Annotated in this window: 18 protein-coding genes and 1 riboswitch; of the genes, 4 read left to right on the forward strand and 14 right to left on the reverse strand. The window is 66.3% G+C overall.

What is annotated here, in order from left to right:
* Positions 1–9: 9 nt before the first annotated feature.
* Positions 10–642: a hypothetical protein gene (locus AOP75_RS02760; RefSeq protein WP_152649921.1), complete on the reverse strand. Its 633-nt coding sequence runs from the start codon at positions 640–642 to the stop codon at positions 10–12.
* 134 nt (positions 643–776) lie between these two features.
* Here AOP75_RS02760 and AOP75_RS02765 point away from each other — a divergent pair, with 134 nt between their 5' ends.
* Positions 777–1,910, forward strand: a complete 1,134-nt coding sequence (locus tag AOP75_RS02765) for an Mrp/NBP35 family ATP-binding protein (protein ID WP_062076826.1) — start codon at positions 777–779, stop codon at positions 1,908–1,910.
* 163 nt (positions 1,911–2,073) lie between these two features.
* Here AOP75_RS02765 and AOP75_RS02770 read toward each other — a convergent pair whose 3' ends face one another.
* Positions 2,074–2,526, reverse strand: a complete 453-nt coding sequence (locus AOP75_RS02770; protein WP_062076827.1) for a hypothetical protein — start codon at positions 2,524–2,526, stop codon at positions 2,074–2,076.
* Between the two features lie 88 nt (positions 2,527–2,614).
* Here AOP75_RS02770 and AOP75_RS02775 point away from each other — a divergent pair, with 88 nt between their 5' ends.
* Entirely contained in the window at positions 2,615–3,844 is a 1,230-nt protein-coding gene (locus AOP75_RS02775) for a galactokinase (RefSeq protein ID WP_083966644.1), read from the forward strand.
* A 107-nt stretch (positions 3,845–3,951) separates the two neighbouring features.
* On the opposite strand, the gene AOP75_RS02780 is transcribed toward AOP75_RS02775, so the two are convergent.
* From AOP75_RS02780 to AOP75_RS02800, 5 genes are all read right to left on the reverse strand, one after another.
* Positions 3,952–4,755, reverse strand: coding sequence for an exodeoxyribonuclease III (locus AOP75_RS02780; RefSeq protein WP_062076828.1), 804 nt, complete (start codon positions 4,753–4,755; stop codon positions 3,952–3,954).
* The gene (locus AOP75_RS02785; protein ID WP_062076829.1) at positions 4,755–5,642 is read right to left on the reverse strand and encodes a bifunctional methylenetetrahydrofolate dehydrogenase/methenyltetrahydrofolate cyclohydrolase; all 888 of its coding nucleotides are present in this window, start codon (positions 5,640–5,642) and stop codon (positions 4,755–4,757) included. The genes AOP75_RS02780 and AOP75_RS02785 overlap by 1 nt, the downstream gene beginning before the upstream one ends.
* Complete coding sequence (gene glyA / locus AOP75_RS02790) at positions 5,642–6,934, reverse strand: serine hydroxymethyltransferase (RefSeq protein ID WP_062076830.1); 1,293 nt, start codon at positions 6,932–6,934, stop codon at positions 5,642–5,644. Before glyA ends, AOP75_RS02785 begins: the two co-directional genes overlap by 1 nt.
* A 45-nt stretch (positions 6,935–6,979) precedes the next feature.
* A riboswitch (ZMP/ZTP riboswitch) is annotated at positions 6,980–7,068 on the reverse strand.
* Positions 7,069–7,102: 34 nt separating this feature from the next.
* Positions 7,103–8,116 carry an acyltransferase family protein gene (locus AOP75_RS02795; protein ID WP_062076831.1) on the reverse strand — a complete coding sequence of 338 codons (1,014 nt, stop codon included), beginning with the start codon at positions 8,114–8,116 and terminating at the stop codon, positions 7,103–7,105.
* Positions 8,117–8,152: 36 nt separating this feature from the next.
* The gene (locus tag AOP75_RS02800; protein ID WP_062076832.1) at positions 8,153–8,686 is read right to left on the reverse strand and encodes a GNAT family N-acetyltransferase; all 534 of its coding nucleotides are present in this window, start codon (positions 8,684–8,686) and stop codon (positions 8,153–8,155) included.
* A gap of 109 nt (positions 8,687–8,795) precedes the next feature.
* On the opposite strand from AOP75_RS02800, the gene AOP75_RS02805 reads away from it, so the two are divergent.
* Both AOP75_RS02805 and purU read left to right on the forward strand, forming a co-directional pair.
* Positions 8,796–9,605, forward strand: a complete 810-nt coding sequence (locus tag AOP75_RS02805) for a CDP-alcohol phosphatidyltransferase family protein (RefSeq protein ID WP_062076833.1) — start codon at positions 8,796–8,798, stop codon at positions 9,603–9,605.
* A 19-nt stretch (positions 9,606–9,624) separates the two neighbouring features.
* Complete coding sequence (gene purU, locus AOP75_RS02810; protein ID WP_062076834.1) at positions 9,625–10,479, forward strand: formyltetrahydrofolate deformylase; 855 nt, start codon at positions 9,625–9,627, stop codon at positions 10,477–10,479.
* Positions 10,480–10,481: 2 nt separating this feature from the next.
* Here the strand turns inward: purU and AOP75_RS02815 are convergent, their stop codons facing one another.
* From AOP75_RS02815 to AOP75_RS02845, 7 genes are read right to left on the reverse strand one after another with little or no spacing between them, the layout of a single operon-like run.
* A complete protein-coding gene (locus tag AOP75_RS02815; protein WP_062076835.1) occupies positions 10,482–11,366 on the reverse strand; it encodes a glycosyltransferase family 2 protein in 885 nt (294 codons plus the stop codon).
* A 51-nt stretch (positions 11,367–11,417) separates the two neighbouring features.
* Positions 11,418–12,293 (reverse strand): N-acetylglucosamine-6-phosphate deacetylase, encoded by an 876-nt coding sequence (gene nagA / locus AOP75_RS02820; protein WP_062076836.1) that lies wholly within the window; start codon positions 12,291–12,293, stop codon positions 11,418–11,420.
* 21 nt (positions 12,294–12,314) lie between these two features.
* Positions 12,315–13,097, reverse strand: a complete 783-nt coding sequence (locus AOP75_RS02825) for a glucosamine-6-phosphate deaminase (protein ID WP_062076837.1) — start codon at positions 13,095–13,097, stop codon at positions 12,315–12,317.
* Positions 13,090–13,995, reverse strand: a complete 906-nt coding sequence (locus AOP75_RS02830; RefSeq protein WP_062076838.1) for an ROK family protein — start codon at positions 13,993–13,995, stop codon at positions 13,090–13,092. Before AOP75_RS02830 ends, AOP75_RS02825 begins: the two co-directional genes overlap by 8 nt.
* Positions 13,992–15,431 carry a beta-N-acetylhexosaminidase gene (nagZ, locus tag AOP75_RS02835; protein WP_062076839.1) on the reverse strand — a complete coding sequence of 480 codons (1,440 nt, stop codon included), beginning with the start codon at positions 15,429–15,431 and terminating at the stop codon, positions 13,992–13,994. The genes AOP75_RS02830 and nagZ overlap by 4 nt, the downstream gene beginning before the upstream one ends.
* The gene (locus AOP75_RS02840; RefSeq protein ID WP_062076840.1) at positions 15,428–16,276 is read right to left on the reverse strand and encodes a carbohydrate ABC transporter permease; all 849 of its coding nucleotides are present in this window, start codon (positions 16,274–16,276) and stop codon (positions 15,428–15,430) included. The genes nagZ and AOP75_RS02840 overlap by 4 nt, the downstream gene beginning before the upstream one ends.
* A complete protein-coding gene (locus AOP75_RS02845) occupies positions 16,276–17,223 on the reverse strand; it encodes a carbohydrate ABC transporter permease (RefSeq protein WP_062076841.1) in 948 nt (315 codons plus the stop codon). Before AOP75_RS02845 ends, AOP75_RS02840 begins: the two co-directional genes overlap by 1 nt.
* Between the last annotated feature and the right edge of the window lie 6 nt (positions 17,224–17,229).

The raw sequence follows: 17,229 nt of genomic DNA on the forward strand, positions 1-17,229 counted from the left end.
ACGATCGGGCTAGGCTCCGCGCGGCCGGTATGCCTGGGTAGCGAGGACGGCTCCGGCGCAGGTCAGCACCACGAGCACGACCGCGAACGCGGTCTCTTCGAACAGCCGGGCCGATGCCGTCACGGGGTCTGTCACATACGGCGAGATAGCGGCACCGAGGTCGCCGTCGCTTTGCATCGCGTCGGCGCAGGCCCTCGCCAGCGCCGCTCCGGCCCACAGGAACACTGTCGCGCTGACCGCCGCGACCGCACCTGCCGGCCAGCCGGGAGCAATCCCACCGACCCTCAGGCCCGCGCCGCACAGGATGCCGATCACAATGACGGCCGGGAAAATCTGCGCACCCACAAGGACCGCGAGCGACACGTAGAACACGGCTCCCAGGAGACCGAGACCTACGGATGCCGCGAGGCCCCGCAACCACGCTGCCGTGACGCTTGGACCCCCGGGGTCGTCGACTGGCGCGCCCGCGCTTGGCGGAAGACCCGGCGGCTCTGGCATGACCGATGCCCACGACGGGGACTGACGCTCGCCGCTCGCGGGCCCCCCGTCGGGCAGAATCACGTGTGGTCGTCGCTGTGCCTGACCCGACTGTGCACGCTCGTTGTCGTTCATCGTGGCCCCCACCTGTCCCTCAACTGTCACGATTCACATACACCGTTGCAGGTAAATTGAATGCGACGCAAGAGGCGCGGCTCGCGATGTGATGCATCTCACAGGACGAACGGCGCAAGCACGGGCAAATCACCCGTCAGGGGCCCCCACGCAAAGCGCCTACGATGGGTGGCATGTCTACCGTCGAGCTTGTGACCGACGCCCTGTCAAAGGTCATCGACCCTGAGATCCGCCGCCCGATCACTGAGATCGGCATGGTGCGTTCAGTCGATGTCGAGGGCTCCCGCGCCATGATTGGCATCGATCTCACCACCGCCGGTTGTCCCATGAAGGAACGGATCACCGGGGACGTCAAGGACGCCGCATTGCGCGTGCCCGGCATCGACGAGGCCCAGATTGAGCTGGGCGTGATGGACGAGGAGCAGCGCCTCAACCTGCGCTCCAAGCTCCGTGGTGGCAAGCCAGAGCCCGTCATCCAGTTCACGCAGCCAGGCAACATGACGCGCGTGTATGCAATCGCCTCCGGCAAGGGCGGTGTGGGCAAATCGACCGTCACCGCCAACCTCGCGGCGGCCATGGCCCAGGACGGGCTCAAGGTGGGCGTGCTCGACGCGGACATCTTCGGCTTCTCGATTCCTGGCATGCTCGGCGTCGAGGGCCAGCCCACGCGCCTGGACGACATGCTCCTGCCGCCTATTGCCCATGAAGTGAAGGCCGTCTCCATCGGCATGTTTGTGCCCGAGGGCCAGCCTGTGGTGTGGCGCGGACCCATGTTGCACCGCGCGATCGAGCAGTTCCTGGCCGACGTCTACTGGGGCGATCTCGACGTCCTCCTGCTCGACCTCCCGCCCGGCACGGGCGACATCGCTATCTCCATTGCGCAGCTACTTCCCCACGCCGAGCTCGTGGTCGTCACGACCCCGCAGTCTGCGGCTGCAGGGGTTGCCGAGCGCGCGGGATCGATTGCCACCCAGACGTCTCAGAACGTCGTGGGCGTCATTGAAAACATGGCGTGGCTGGAGCAGCCGGACGGGTCGCGTCTGCATGTGTTCGGCGAGGGAGGCGGACAGGTGGTCTCCGAGCGCCTGTCGAAGACCCTTGGCACGGACGTTCCTATGCTGGGTCAGATCCCGCTCGACATCGCTGCCCGTGAGGCCGGCGACGCGGGCACTCCCGTCGTCATCAGCGATCCTGACACGGCCGCTGCGGCCGCACTGAAGGATGTCGCGCGGCGCCTGACGGGTCGTCAGCGCGGCCTCGCCGGCCGCTCGCTCGGCGTCACCCCTGTCTCGAAGTAGGCAACCTCGTCGGCTCCCACCCGTGCGCGCATCGGCCCACAGCCCACTGCCGTCCGCGCATCGGCACCCATAACCCACGTCCGTTCGTGCATCTGAGTGCCGGGTTTGGGGGTCATACCGGCACTGAGATGCACGCAGCGGTGGGACAGGAGGGTGGGCGGCGCTAGCGGCGGGGAGCCCAGCCCGCAATCATCGCCGCCACGAGGCCACCGAGGAGCGTTCCTACGCTGAAAGGCGGCGTCGCGAGCGCGCTCATCAGCGCGTCGTCGAATGCGACCCTCTCGACGCCGGTGAAGCGGGCCAAAGGCAAGGCCGAACCCGTGAGTGTGCCCGTGACCGCCATGAGGTGGACTCCGACCGCGGCCGACACAAACGCCGTCGCCTGGGTGCGCCAACCGCGATCCACCGTCACATAGCGAACGGTGAAGCCCACTGCGGCCGCGACGAGCGAGCCCAGCACAATCAGTGCGAACACCCCGGTCTTGGGCGGCACCACGACCGACAACAGCAGCCCGACCACGACGGCAACGCCCAGGCCCACAGCGAGCGGACCCATCGCGGTCCGGCGCACATGCTCAAGAGCGGGCGTACGGGGAGGAGTGGACTGATCGGTCATGCGGAGCTCCTTGGACGCGCGGGGTGAATGACTGGTCCCATCGTATGTCCCCTAGAGATTTTGAGCATCGTCCCTGATACTTGACCACATGGCCCCCACAGCACCGCCCTCTGAACTGGACTGGGTGCCCGCGTGGTCGCGCCAGGAGGCGCAGGCACACTTGGCCACCCTGTTCACCGAGTTTTTTGGATCCGGACCGTCACACATCGAGCGCGCCCCCGGTCGCGTCGTGCTCATGGGCGACCACACCGACTACAACGGTGGCGTGGTCCTCACGACCGGAACGCATCACTCGTTGGTGGCTGCGGTGCGAGCCCGCGACGACAGATTGCTGCGCGTCGCCACGGACCTCACGCCTTTCATGGACGGCCCACAGGGGCTTTGGGAGGGAAGCATCGACCACCCGTCCGCGGCCGATGCTGCTGGCTGGCCCGCGTACGTGGCTGGAGTGGTCTGGGCCCTGGCCGAGCACGGCTTCGATGGCCCCGGGCTCGACATCGTCTTCTCAAGCGACATCCCAGTGGGCTCAGGCATGGGAGGCTTCGAAGCCCTCGAGGCCGCCACCGCGCGCGCCGTGTGCGCCGCCTGGGGCATCGCCGTCAGTGACGACGACGGGGCGGACGTGCTCGCCGGCGTGTGCGAGGAGGGCGATCGCCTGGTGGTGGGCTCGCCAACCGGGGTTGGCGACAGGATCGCGGCGCTGCGGGGCGCTCCGGGCCGTGCGCTCGAACTGGATTTCCTTTCCGGCTCCCCTCACGCCACGGATGTCCCTTGGCCTTTCGCTCAGTACGGCCTGGGCCTCTTGGTGACCATGTCGGCACACCTTTACCGGCCCATGCGCGAGGGGTTCTTCGCCCGTCGGAGCGAATGCGACGCGGCAGCGGCCGCTCTGGGTGTGCCTTCCCTCGGAGCGCTGGCGACGCAGCCCGATGCGCTGCGCAAGGTCGCCGCCATCCCCGACCCGATCCTGCGCAGGCGGGCCCGGCATGTCGTTAGCGAGATCCTTCGCGTGCGCAGCGTCGAAGACAGCATTCGCGACACCGCGCCGGCGCACGAGCGCTTCACTGCGATTGGGGAGGAGATGTTCCGCTCGCACGCGTCTCTCGAGGCCGACTTCGGGATCTCCCACGCCGTCATCGATCTGGCGGTGGAAGCTGCGCACCGGTCGGGCGCTCTGGGCGCGCGAATGTTCGGGCAGGGCTTTGGCGGATCGTCAGTCGCGCTGGTGAGACGTGCCGAGGTCGACCGCGTGGCGCGAGGCATCCATCACGCCGTCGTGGAGGCGGGACAGCCGGCTCCACGGTTCCTGCTGGCCTGATCCTTCGCGAACCTCACGCCCCCTGCCCCCACGCCAAATGGCTCCATTTGGCTGTTATAGCGAACTAAAACAGCGAAATGGAGCCATTTGGCGAAAAACGGGGGGGGTTAGAGGGCGTAGTCGACCACGAGCGGGGCGTGGTCGGACCAGCGCGACGCGTAGTCTGCCGCGCGGTCCACCCGCACGTCCGTGACGGCGGTCGCGAGCGCGGACGTCGCCAACTGGTAGTCGATGCGCCACCCGGCGTCGTTGTCAAACGCCTTCCCTCGCATGGACCACCAGGTGTAGGGACCGGGCCGGTCGCCCGCGTGAACACGGTGGACGTCGACCCAGCCGGCCTCGATCCAGCGCGATACGTAGGCGCGCTCCTCCGGCAAGAAACCGGCGGACTTCAAGTTGCCCTTCCAGTTCTTGATGTCGTTGTTGCCGTGGGCGATGTTGATGTCGCCCATCACGACCACGCGCTCGTACTCGTCGGAAAGCGCATCGAGGCGCGCCGTCATCATGTCGAGGAAGGCGTACTTGTCGACCATCGACTCTGGCTTCTCGACGCTGCCGGAATGGACGTACACGGACACGACGCGCACAGGACCGGCCGGCGACTGCACGGTCGCCTCGACCCAGCGGCCCGTGTGGGTCGCCGCCGCGGCGGCGTCGCCGAGCGCTTCCGACCCCGCGTACACATCGGACAGGGGTTCGCGGGACAGGATCGCGACGCCGTTGCGCCCCTTCTGCTCGCTGATGTGATCGGCCACGTGCCAGGTCTCCCCCAGCTGGCCCGCAACCAAGTCCTGGGGCGCGCGCACCTCTTGCAGGCACACTACGTCCGCCTGGACCTGATCCAGCCACTCGCCCATGCCCTTGCGCATGGCCGCGCGAACTCCGTTGACGTTGACCGAGACGATGCGCATCAGCGAATGCCCGCCTTCCTCTCACATGCTTCGACGACGTTGGCCAGCAGCATGGCCCGCGTCATGGGTCCTACTCCACCAGGGTTGGGTGAGTACCACGCGGACTTTGCCACGGCATCGGCCGAGATGTCCCCGGCCACCTTGGACTTGCCCGTCTCTGGGTCCGTCACGCGCGACACACCGACGTCGATCATCACAGCCCCGTCTTTGACCATGTCCGCCCTAATGATGTCCGGCACTCCGGCGGCGGCAACGATCACGTCAGCGGCGCGTGTGTGCGAGGCCAGATCCTGGGTTCCGGTGTGGCACAGGGTGACCGTCGCGTTCACGTCCTTGCGGGTGAGCAGCAGGCCGATGCTGCGGCCCACCGTGGTACCGCGGCCCACGACGACCACGTGCTTACCGCGCAGGTCCACCCCGTGGCGCTCAATAAGCTCGATGATCCCCTTGGGAGTGCATGGGAGGCTGGATTCCACCGGTTCTGCGGTGCGCAGCACAAGCCGGCCCAGGTTGGTGGGGTGCAGTCCGTCCGCATCCTTGTCGGGGTCGATCAGTTCAAGCACACGGTTGGTGTCGATCCCGGCCGGCAGAGGCAATTGCACAATGAAGCCCGTGCACTCGGGGTCCTCATTGAGGCGGGTGACCGCAGCCTCGATCTCTTCCTGGGTAGCCGTCGCGGGCAGGTCCTCGCGAATTGACGCGATACCTACCTCGGTACAGTCGCGGTGCTTGCCCGCGACGTACCAGGTGGAACCGGGGTCCTCGCCCACCAGGAGCGTACCCAAGCCGGGAGTCACGCCGCGGTCCGTGAGGACCGCGACGCGCTCAGCGAGCTCAGACTTGATTGCGGCCGCGGTGGCCTTACCGTCGAGCTTCTGCGGGGCCATTACTGCGACAGACCCGGGTACAGCGGGAAGTCGTCCGCGAGCTTCTTGACGCGGGCACGCAGCGCGTCGATGTCCGCGCCGCCCTTGAGCGCCGTGGCGATGATCTCCGCAACCTCGGTGAACTCTTCTGCACCAAAACCACGCGACGCGAGTGCGGGCGTGCCCACGCGCAGGCCGGAGGTGACCATGGGCGGGCGGGGGTCGAACGGCACGGCGTTGCGGTTCACAGTGATGCCGACCTGGTGCAGCAGGTCTTCGCCATCCTGGCCGGTGAGCTCGGAGTTGCGTAGGTCGACGAGCACCAAGTGGACGTCGGTGCCGCCCGTGACGACGTTGAGGCCGGCTTCAATGGCGTCGGGCTGGACCAGGCGGTCGGCGATGATGCGGGCGCCCTCAAGCACACGCTCCTGGCGAGCCTTGAACTCCTCGCCGGCGGCGGCCTTGAGTGCAGTGGCCTTGGCGGCGATCACGTGCATGAGCGGTCCGCCCTGCTGGCCGGGGAACACCGCGGAGTTGAGCTTCTTCGCGTACTCGGTGTCGCGCGCGAGGATCATGCCGGAGCGCGGTCCGCCAATGGTCTTGTGGATGGTCGTGGACACCACGTCCGAGTGCGGCACGGGCGACGGGTGCAGCCCCGCGGCCACCAGGCCCGCGAAGTGCGCCATGTCCGTCCACAGCTTGGCGCCCACCTCATCCGCGATGGAGCGGAATGCTTCGAAGTCGATGTGCCGGGGGTAGGCGGACCAACCCGCGATGATGACGTCGGGACGCTCGGCGAGTGCCTGCTCGCGCACCTGCTCCATCTCGATGCGGTGCGTCTGCTCGTCCAGGCCGTACGCCGCGACCTCGTAGAGCTTGCCGGAGAAGTTGAGCTTCATGCCGTGGGTCAGGTGACCACCGTGGGGCAGGGACAGACCCATGATCTTGTCGCCGGCGTTGATCAGCGCGTGCAGCACGGCGGCGTTGGCCGTGGCACCCGAGTGGGGCTGCACGTTCGCGTACTCGGCGCCAAAGAGGCTCTTGGCGCGGTCGCGGGCGATGTTCTCGGCAACATCAACCTCTTCGCAGCCACCGTAGTAGCGGCGTCCCGGGTAGCCCTCCGCGTACTTGTTGGTCAGGACGGAGCCCTGAGCCTGCAGCACGGAACGGGGAACGAAGTTCTCCGAGGCGATCATCTCGAGGTAGGTGCGCTGACGGTCGAGTTCGCGGTCAAGCACCTGCGCGATCTCGGGGTCAAAGTCCTGCAGGGTCGCGTTCATGACCTCTGCGGTGGCGCTGGAGTCGGTACTCATCTGGGTGTCCTCCTGTGCGCGGCACGGGGCCGCCGGTTGTCCGGTGACCTTGGCCCAGGCGTACGACCAACAGTCCTCATCAGCAAGTCGCCGCTCCCTCGTGGTGTCCCACTGCGCCAGTCGCGACGCGCGCAAGTCTAGCAACGCGCATACGCGACGTGCACCCCGTCAGCGCCTCACGAGTTCCTTCCAGAAGGCGTAGTCCATCAGCGGGCGCGTGGCCTTCACGACGATCGGTCGGGAGGCGGCCCACGAGAACACCACGGAGAACGCAATGAGCACGACGATCATCACTGATTCTGACCAGCCGATGCGGTAGTCGTCCAGGTGCGCGGGGTACAGCACCAAGGGGTGCAGCAGGTACACGGGCAGGGTTGCGGCGCCGATGGACGCGAGGATCCGGTTGGTGCCGCCGCTCAGCGACAGCACGGCGAGCGTCAAGACCGCGCCGGCGACGAGCACTCCCCCGCGTTGAAGCATGCCTTCCGCGTTGTATTGACCAATGTCCTCGTAGCTCTCCGACATAAAGAAGATGGAGCGGATGACGGTCTCTTCGCTCAACCAACTCCACACCAACGCCAACCCGAGGAGCGTGACTGCGGCCAGGCGCATCGGCCCTGTGCGCAGCCGTTGCCACCACCGGTCCTCCCACAGCAGTCCTGCCGCGAAGAACGGCGCAAAGCAGATAATCCGCTCGAGCGACAGTTCGCGCCCCACCCCTGCGACGGTGCCGAGCAGGACGCCCGCGAGCGCGAGACCTGGCACAACCCACCACGAACTGCGCAACAGCGGCGCGCTCAGCCGCCATGCCGCGAGCGCCACCAGGTACCACAGGGTCCACGAGGGCGTGAGGAAACTGGCGGAGAACGCGTCGCCTGTCAGCGCCGATGTGAGCGCCGCGTGGATCACCGTGAACACCGCGTAGGGAAAGGCCAACTTCGCCACTGTGCGGCCCGGGGCCCACCGGGTGGAGTAGCGCGTCACATATCCGGAGACAAAAACGAACGCTGGCATGTGGAACATGAAGATCCACTGCGCGAGCGTCTCCGCGTACTGGCCGCTGAGCGGTTCGATGGCGTGGCCAAAGACGACCAACATGATGAGCACGCCAGCAAGGGCGTCGATGGGAGCATCGCGCCTGGTGGTCGAGCGAGGCGCGGGCGTAGGCGTGGGGGACGTCACCTGACTATTGTCTGGCGAGGCGTCTGAGACAGCGACTCAGTTGTCTCCGCGGACCGCGTTGGAGTCGGCGTCGTCGTCGACGATCGCACCGGACTCCAGAACCTTGCGCAGGTACGCGTAGGTGAGGTCACCGTTGACCTGATCAAACTGGTGCTCGTAGCCGGCCTTGTTGTACATCGCGATGTTGTGCTTGGAGTTTTGCCCCGTGAACACCCACACTTCGCGGGTCGAGTCCGGCAGGTAGCCGAGTACCGAAAACAGCAGCTGGGTACCGATGCCCTGGCCCTGCAGGTCAGGCGCCACGGCGAGACGGCCAATGGTCGCCTTGTCACCCTCGAGGCCCACGCGAATCGAGCCGATCAGACGGTGTCCGGCCCACGCCCCCAGTGTCACGACGTCATCGGACTCAAGGTCCACGATGAGCTCTTCGAGGGTCTGGGTGAGCGCGGGGATGTTGGGGTCGTTGTAGAGCTGGGCCTCGGTGACGAAGGCGGCGCGCCGCACCGTCAGCAGTTCGCCCGCGTGGGCCTCACCCAAAACATCTATCCGCACGTTGTCTGACTCGGTCATGGTCTTATCGTGGCATGTCCGCGCCCACTGGTCAGGCCCGACGCGCTCGCGCGTACCGCGCTGTTCGCCACAAGCGTGGCCACGGGCGCGTGCCGACTACCCTGGGCGCATGACCGACGAGACCCTCGAGCCCCGCCTGGGACGCCAACACCCCACCGTGGCCGACGTCAAGCGCGATGGCCAGCCAGAGCACATCCGCACCCGCGCCAACGCCGAGCACTGGTCTGCGGACGTGTGGTGGCGTCACCTCTCCCCCTACGTCTCGACGACCGCCATCCGCTTGGGCCTCAGTGCCAACGCCGTTTCCGTGGTCATGATCCTGTGTGGCTGGGCCGCTGCGGCGTCTCTGCTTGCCGGGGCCTGGTGGGGAGCACTCCTCGCGGTGCTCTTCGCGCATGGGCAGATGCTGATCGACGCCGCCGACGGCGAGGTTGCCCGGTGGCGGCGCACCATGTCGCCGCGCGGCATCTTCCTGGACCGCATCGCCCACACCACTACGGAGTCGCTCATGCCGCTGTGCTTTGGCATCGGCTTGGGGCTGGGCACAGAAGACGTCTGGAAGGGCGTGGCAGGCGGCGCGGTGCTCGGGCTGCTGGTGCTCATCAACAAGTCAGTGAACGACGCCGTCGCCGTGTCTCGCGCCTATGCCGGGCTGGGGAAACTCCCCGACACCAAGGCGGCTCACGCACCCAAGCCGGGGCTGGTCGCCACCGCACGCCGCGCCGCGCGCCTTGTGCCGCTGCACCGGCTGTACCACTCGGTGGAACAGTCACACGTGTACTTTGTCGCTCTTGTGCTGTCCGTGTGGATCGCTGGTTTTGCCGGCTGGGTACTGCTCGCGATGGTCGTCGTGACGCCGTTCGTCATCGCCGGCCACATCGCGGCCGTGTGGACCTCCTCGCGCCTGACCGCCCAGTAGCCTCGCTACCCTTACATCCATGACTGCCTCCGACACCCGCTTTGTGCTGGCGCTGTCCTGCCCGGACCAGCCGGGCATTGTCCACGCCGTCTCTGGACTTCTGGCCGAGCACGGTGGCAACATCACCGAGTCGCAGCAGTTCGGAGACCCCGACACCGGGTTGTTCTTCATGCGCGTCGAGGTCACCACGGCGGCTGACGAGGACGCGCTGCGCTCCGCCGTCGCCGGGCTGGCGGAGCGGTTCTCGATGTCGTGGAAGCTCGACCGTGCGGGCCGCCGCATGCGCACGCTCGTGATGGTCTCGAAGTCGGCTCACTGCGCCAACGACTTGCTGTTCCGCGAGCGCGCCGGCACGCTTCCCATCGACATTGTGGGCGTGACCGGCAACCACACCACGCTCGCGGACCTCGCGGGCTTCTACGGCAAGCCGTTCACCCACATCCCGGTCACCGCTGACACCAAGCCGGCTGCCGAAGCCGCGCTGCTCGACCTTGTGTCAGAGCTCGATGTGGAACTCGTGGTCCTCGCGCGCTACATGCAAATCCTGTCGCCGTCCCTGTCGGAGGCACTACGAGGGCGAGCGATCAACATTCACCACTCGTTCCTGCCGTCATTCAAGGGCGCGCGACCGTACTTCCAAGCCCACGACCGTGGCGTTAAGCTCATTGGCGCCACGGCCCACTATGTGACGAGTGACCTGGACGAGGGTCCCATCATCGAGCAGGAAATCGAGCGGGTCGATCACACCCATACGCCTGAGTCGCTCACTGCCGTGGGGGCCGACGTGGAGCGCCGCGCGCTCGCTCGCGCCGTCCGCTGGCACGCGGAGCACCGCGTGCTGCTCGATGGCCACCGGACCATCGTTTTCAAGTAGCGCTACAGCACAAGCAGACGCCCGTTGCGGGCGATGAACCACACGCTCTTCCACCCCATCTTGGGCTGGTCGCGCGGGCACTCCCGCCAGCCGGCCCACCAGCCTTCAAACCACGGCTTCAGGGTGGACGGATGTCGCCATGACCTCGCTACCTGGATAATGGCCCAGTTAGTTGCGTACACCACCGACAGCGGAGCTGGCAGGTTGCGCCGAGCGCACCACACCCGGTTGCGTGCCGAAAGCTGGTAGTACTGATCATGGCGCGTCGGCGGCTTCACTGGGTGGTAGATCGGTAAGTCCGGGTCGTAGACGACCTGCATTCGCTGTTCCCAGACTCGCCACGCGAGTTCTATACCTTCGTGCGCGTAAAAGTAGTCTGCTGGCCAACCACCCGCGCTCAAAAACACTGACCTGCGCACCGCCACAGCACCCTCCCAGAGCGAGAACGCATTCATGGGGTGGTCTGGGACCCGCCCGCCAATGCGCGGGACCCATCGAGTCGGCGCTTCTTTACCCTTCCGATCCGAGACTCGGCCTTGGACCGCGCCGTAGTCGGGAAACTCGTTCATCCGGCGTCTTATATCGCGCAACACCGTATCGCTTGCAAGTTCAGCGTCGTCGTCGAGGAAAAACAGCAAACGTCCCTCTACCTTGTCGACACCTGCATTTCTTCCAGCGGGAATCCCGATGTTATGCCGGAGAGCGAGGGTTCTTACCGATGGGAACTGGATGTGGACCGAAGGGTCCCAGCCATTGCCCACGACAAGCACGTCCGTAGAGACGTCCCGTTGCCTCAGCACTGAAGCTATGGCACGTCCTAAACGCTTGCGTCGCTTCCCCATAGTGAGGATGACGACGCCAAAGTCGGGCGTCTCGGGTTCAGGCATGGGTCGAGTTTACCGGCGTGTCACCTAGGTCCAGGGACGTCACCGGCGCCGCTATGCCAGGCCCAGGAGCGCACGCGGGGTGGTCGACGCCGCTGCCAGCGCGTCTGCCTCGGGCACGCCGGCCTCGACACACACCTCGACGGCGCGTGCCATCGTGAGCGTAGAGCCGGCGATAGTGTCCGTGCCTTTCAGTACCGCCTTGCGGTCCTTGACCTCGACCTCAAGCTCGCCGAGCATGTAGTCGCCCTCGGCAGCGGCAGCCGCAGCCATCGCGTCCGTCACCAGCACCACGCGGCCGGGCGCCGCGCGGAAGACAGTGGCGATGAGTGCGGGATCGACGTGGATACCGTCGGCGATGAGTTCGATGAAGACGCGCTCGTCGTCAAGGGCCGCGCCTACGGGACCAATTTCGCGGCCGATAATGCCCCTCATCGCGTTGAAACCGTGCGTGATGAGCGTGGCGCCCGCGTCGAACGCTTCGCGCGACAGCGCCGCGGTGGCCTCGGTGTGCCCCACGGCGACAATGACACCCTCGGCCGCAAAACGCTCGATCGCCTCGAGCGCTCCTTCGCGGGCGGGGTCCATCGTGATCTGGCGGATCGCCCCGTCGGCGGCCTCAAGCAGTTCGTCGACGACGTCCTTCGAGGGATCGATGAGGTTCGCGGGCTTGTGTGCGCCCTTGCGTTCGAGCGCCAGGAACGGCCCCTCGAGGTGGAGTCCAAGGATTGACTCGTCCTCAGCCATCGCGTCACGCACCACACCTATCGCCGTGACGATCTCCGGGATGGTGAGCGACACCAGCGACGCAACCATGGCGCTCGTGCCTGCGTCCCGGTGAGCTTTCGCGGCTGCCAGGGTCGCGTCGACGGATTCACCAAAGGCGAAGCCCCCGCCACCGTGGCAGTGGATGTCGGTCAACTGAGCCATGACGAGCCTCCTTGTGCGGCCTTAGATGCCCTGCCAGTCGGGCTTATTGCGCTGCGCGTGACGGTAGTAGTCGACGAACTTCAGCTTCGACGCGGCGGCCTCATCAATGACCACGGTCGCGTGCGGGTGGAGTTGGATCGCAGAGCCGGGCATCGCTGCGGACAGCGCGCCTTCCACTGCCCCGGCCACGGCGTCTGCCTTGCCCTCCCCGAACGCGAGCATGACCAGGTGACCGGCGCGCAAGATGGTGCCGAGCCCCTGAGTGACACAGTGCATCGGGACGTCGTCGATCGAGTCAAAGAAGCGGGCGTTGTCTTCGCGTGTCTGCTCCGTCAGCGTCTTGACACGAGTGAGTGAACCGAAGCTTGATCCGGGCTCGTTGAAGGCGAGGTGGCCATCCGTGCCGATGCCGAGCAGTTGGAGGTCAACGCCGCCGTGGGCGCGCAGCGCGGCTTCGTAGCGCTCTCCGGCCGTCTCAACGCCCTCGGCGGAGCCGTCGGGAACATTGACGCGCGCGGGGTCTAACCCGAGCGGTTCGGTGACCTCGCGGTCGACGACTGCCCGGTAGCTCTCGGGGTGCCCGGCGGGCAGGCCAACGTACTCGTCGAGCGCGAAGCACGTGATCCCGGTGAAATCGACACCAGCCTGGGCGTGGTTGGCGAGGCCCCGGTAGACAGGCAGCGGCGTCGAGCCGGTGGCGACGCCAAGAGTGTAGGCGGGGTTCGCAGCCACCTTGGCAGCGATGTGGTCCGCGACGAGTGCGCCAGCGGCGTCCTTGTCAGCAACGATGAGTACTTCAGCCATGTTCAACTCCCAACATTGCCGCCCCAATGGCGGCGACGGGCTTATAGCCCTCGAGCATTCGAGTTCGCTTGGCTAGCGCCAGCGAACTGAGGAAGGACGATGCCTCCGACCATTCATCCAGGACCGCTGTGGTGCCGTCAAGGAGAGTGTCCCCCAGGCCCGTGAGCCCGCCCCCCACGATCACCTGTTCCACGTCATACGCGAGCACCAGAACGCGGATGGCCGATGCCACACCGACGTAGAGCCGTTCGCGGATCGCCTCCGCCGCGGGGTCGCCCTTGGCTGCGGCGGCCATGATGGTGCGGGCATCCGAATCCGGCACGCCCCACTGGCGGACAATGCCGGAGCCGGAGGCGTACGTTTCGAGGCCGCCGGGGACGCCCTCAGCATCCACGGGCCCACGCGGGTCGATGCTGACGTAACCGATCTCCCCCGCAGCGCCATACGCGCCGCGCCACAACCGGCCATCGAGAATAATCCCCGCCGCCAGGCCCGTGCCGAGGTTGAGGTAGGCCACAGAGTTCGCATCCGGCGCCGCCAGGCGCCATGCACCAATCGCCGCAGCCGATACGTCGTTCTCGACGTACACGCCACGCCCCCACAGCTTCCCCAGCTCACCCGCGAGGTCGAGTTCCTTGAGGTCAAGGTTCTGCGCATACCGCACAATGCCGTCAGTCACGGTGCCAGGAATACCCACACCGACCGTCGCGGCGTCCGCGACCGTGATGCCTGCCTCCGCGGTGAGGGTCGCGACGGCTTCCGCGGTGGCGGCCACCACGCCCTCCGGACCACGGCGCACCGGGATGCGGTGACGACCCAGCACCTCCGCGTTCTCATCCACCACGACTGCATCGATCTTTGTGCCGCCGATGTCGACGCCAATGTGCACGCCGCTCATGCGAGCACCTCCTTCAAAGCTTGTCCCACCAGGCGCGAGGCGCCAAAGGTGGCGATATCTGCGTACGGCTCGTCGAGTTCGGGCCACCCCATGTCGATCACCAGCGCGCCGTGCTGGCGAGCCTGGTCGATCGCGGCACGAGCCCACGCGTGACGGTGGTTGTCCTTGCCGACCACGACCATCAACGCATCCGGGTCGGGGACAAAATCTCCTAGCGGCGCGTGAGGCGTGACAACGGCGTCGGCCTCCACCCCGTCAGCGAACGGCCCCCACGGACTATCTCCCACCGCCATGTTGGCGGCAGGCTCAAGCCGAACCCACTGAAGCCGCTGCACCGCGCCGCGCGCAGCCAACTTCGCACGAGCATCGGCCGTCATCCGGAACGCTCCCGCCACAGCGCTCGGCCCAAGCCCGAGGGTCTCCCCTCGGCTAAGACCCTCGGGCACGGGCGCGTGTTCGGCACGCTCGGAAAACTGGGCAACCATGGCGCCGATGCGCCCGGCGGCCTCGCGAACGCGCTCCGCCGTCAGTGCTCCTGTCGAGATCGCGCGCTCAATGGCCTCCGCCAAGTCGGTGATCTCGTCATCGGTGTTGCCATAGCCAACGCACAGCAGGTCGACTCCGGCCGCGAGCGCCTTGACCCCCGCGCCCGTCGTCCCTCCGTACGCTTGCGCTCCGGCCATATTCAGCGCATCGGAGACGACCACGCCCTCAAAACCCATCTGCTCGCGCAATAGGCCCGTGATGATCGGCTTCGAGAACGTTCCTGCGTTGTCCGGATCAAGAGCTGGCACCATGATGTGTGCGCTCATGATCGCGGCCACTCCCGCGTCGATCGTCGCTGCGAAGGGCGGGAGTTCCCGTTCCCTGAGGACATCAGCCGAGGCTGCGACCGTCGGCAGGTCGTGGTGGGAGTCCAGCGCGGTGTCTCCGTGACCCGGGAAGTGCTTGGCGGTGGCAGCGACCCCTGTCGACTGCAGGCCTTGCGTCCACGCAACGGCGTGCCGTGCAACGAGGTCGGGATGGTCCCCAAACGCCCTCACCCCGATCACGGGGTTATGGGCGTTTGAGTTGACATCCGCCTCGGGCGCCAGCGTGAGGTTCACGCCGGCCTCCCTCAGCTCCCAGCCCACCTGAGTGCCCACCGCTCGGGTGGCCTCAAGGTTGTCCAACCGGCCGAGGATCGCGCATCCGGGGTACGGCGAACCCTCGCGCTGGTACAGACGCGAGACGTCGCCGCCTTCCTCATCGATCGCGACCACGGCGCGAGGGTTCGCGGCGTAGATCCGGTCGGTGAGGCCCCGGAGCTGCTCAGGAGAGGAGACGTTAGTGCCGAACAGGCACACGCCTCCCATCCCCTGACGCAGGCGGCGTTCCACCCATTCCGGCAACTCGGTGCCGAGAAAGCCCGGCATGAGTACCGAAAGGGGGTTCATCCCTTAACCGCTCCGCCGACCATTCCCTGGGTCATGCGGCCCTGAACGATGAGGAAGAAGATCATCACGGGGATGGCGACCAGGACGGAACCGGCCATGACCTGGCCCCACGGGATGGGGCCGTAGGCGCTCGGCTGAGCGAAGTCACGCAGCCACAGCGGCAGCGTCTCCGACGCGTCCTCCGTCAACAGCACGGAGGCCAGCGCGAACTCATTCCAGACCTGAATGAAGGCGTAGACCGCAGATGCCACAAGGCCGGGGGCCAGAAGCGGGAACGTGACGCGCATGAATGCGCCAAAGCGCGTGCAGCCGTCGACCATGGCGGCCTCTTCGAGGTCAGCGGGAACGCCAGCAACAAAGCCACGCAGCATCCATGTCGTGAACGGAATGACCGTCGCGATGTAGATGATCGAGATACCTATCACGGTGTTGAGCAAATTGAGCTCAGCGATCATCTTGTACTGCGCGATGAACATCGCCTCCGCGGGGAGCATCTGAATCAAGATGATCGCCAGCACGAACGACTTGCGGCCGCGGAACTTGAAGCGGGAGATCGCAAGGGACGCAAGGAACGCGAACACGATGCAGACCGCTAGTGACAGCACCGTGATCATGACCGACATTCGCAGCGCGGTCCCGAACCCGGTCGAGGGATCGAGCACGGCCTTGTAGTTCGCCATGGTGCCGCCCGGGAAGGGGAACCACGTGGGCGTCAGGGCGTTGATGGTGGTGGTGGTCTGGAAGGACGAGTTCACCATCCAGTACACGGGGAACGCCCACAGGAGCGCGATGAGGATCGCGGCGGTGGAACCGATCCACTTGCCGGTCGAAGTCTTGGTGTTCATCAGTCGTCCTCCTTGAGGAGCTCACGCACGTAGAACCAGCTCAGGCCAATGGTGAAGATCATCACCAACATGGCGGCCGCGGCAGCCATGCCGAACTGGCCCTGGCCCACACCCATGCCGTAGATGTAGGTGCCCAGGAGGTCGTACCTGTCGCCGGCAGAGCCAAAGCCCTGCAGCAGTTCAATCTGCGCGTACACGCGCAAGTCCCAGATCATCTGCAGCAGCAGCAGGATGACAAGGATGGGGCGGATGATGGGAAGCGTGATGCGACGCAGCATCTGCCATCCGCTCGCGCCGTCAAGGGCGGCGGCTTCCTTTACTTCACCAGACACCTGGGTGAGCGCCGCGTACACGGACAGCGCCACGAAGGGCACGGATGCCCATGTGATGATGACGGAGGCGACAGCGAAGAAGGACAGCGGGTTGACCAGCCAGTTGTGGCCGATCATGTCGACGCCGGGGATCCAGCTCAGGGTGTAGTTGAGCAGACCGTTGCGCTGGTCGATCATCCAGTTCCACACGGTCATCTGCGCGACGATGGGCATGGCCCACGCCAGCAGCATCGCGACCTGCAATGTGATGCGCGCGGGGCGGCTCACGGCCTTCATCATGAGGGCCATGCCGATGCCGAGGATCACCGTGGCCAGGGCCGTGACGGCCATGAACAGGACCGACTTGATGAGGACGGACCAGAAGAAGCTGTCCGTCAGAAGAGTGATGTAGTTGTCCAGACCCACCCAAGCCGGGGGCTGTCCGAACTGCTGCGCGAGTCCGTACTCGCGGAAAGAGTTGAGGATCTGCCACCCAAGGGGGTATCCCATACCCACCAGCAGGGCAAGCAATGCGGGGGTGAGCAGAAGGTAGGGCAAAATCCGCTTGCCGAAGGGCTTCTTGGAAGAAGCCGGCGAGTCGTCGAGCCTGCTGGGCGCGACCGCGGGGGTAGTCATGGTGTG

Origin of the sequence: Demequina globuliformis (assembly GCF_000975155.1) — a bacterium.
Classification (GTDB): domain Bacteria; phylum Actinomycetota; class Actinomycetes; order Actinomycetales; family Demequinaceae; genus Demequina; species Demequina globuliformis.

Coding starts and splice junctions, on each gene's coding strand:
- AOP75_RS02765 (WP_062076826.1), top strand. CDS start 777: ATGGGTGGCATGTCTACCGTCGAGCTTGTGACCGACGCCCTGTCAAAG.
- AOP75_RS02770 (WP_062076827.1), bottom strand. CDS start 2,526: ATGACCGATCAGTCCACTCCTCCCCGTACGCCCGCTCTTGAGCATGTG.
- AOP75_RS02775 (WP_083966644.1), top strand. CDS start 2,615: ATGGCCCCCACAGCACCGCCCTCTGAACTGGACTGGGTGCCCGCGTGG.
- AOP75_RS02780 (WP_062076828.1), bottom strand. CDS start 4,755: ATGCGCATCGTCTCGGTCAACGTCAACGGAGTTCGCGCGGCCATGCGC.
- AOP75_RS02785 (WP_062076829.1), bottom strand. CDS start 5,642: ATGGCCCCGCAGAAGCTCGACGGTAAGGCCACCGCGGCCGCAATCAAG.
- glyA (WP_062076830.1), bottom strand. CDS start 6,934: ATGAGTACCGACTCCAGCGCCACCGCAGAGGTCATGAACGCGACCCTG.
- AOP75_RS02800 (WP_062076832.1), bottom strand. CDS start 8,686: ATGACCGAGTCAGACAACGTGCGGATAGATGTTTTGGGTGAGGCCCAC.
- AOP75_RS02805 (WP_062076833.1), top strand. CDS start 8,796: ATGACCGACGAGACCCTCGAGCCCCGCCTGGGACGCCAACACCCCACC.
- purU (WP_062076834.1), top strand. CDS start 9,625: ATGACTGCCTCCGACACCCGCTTTGTGCTGGCGCTGTCCTGCCCGGAC.
- AOP75_RS02815 (WP_062076835.1), bottom strand. CDS start 11,366: ATGCCTGAACCCGAGACGCCCGACTTTGGCGTCGTCATCCTCACTATG.
- nagA (WP_062076836.1), bottom strand. CDS start 12,293: ATGGCTCAGTTGACCGACATCCACTGCCACGGTGGCGGGGGCTTCGCC.
- AOP75_RS02825 (WP_062076837.1), bottom strand. CDS start 13,097: ATGGCTGAAGTACTCATCGTTGCTGACAAGGACGCCGCTGGCGCACTC.
- AOP75_RS02830 (WP_062076838.1), bottom strand. CDS start 13,995: ATGAGCGGCGTGCACATTGGCGTCGACATCGGCGGCACAAAGATCGAT.
- nagZ (WP_062076839.1), bottom strand. CDS start 15,431: ATGAACCCCCTTTCGGTACTCATGCCGGGCTTTCTCGGCACCGAGTTG.
- AOP75_RS02840 (WP_062076840.1), bottom strand. CDS start 16,276: ATGAACACCAAGACTTCGACCGGCAAGTGGATCGGTTCCACCGCCGCG.
- AOP75_RS02845 (WP_062076841.1), bottom strand. CDS start 17,223: ATGACTACCCCCGCGGTCGCGCCCAGCAGGCTCGACGACTCGCCGGCT.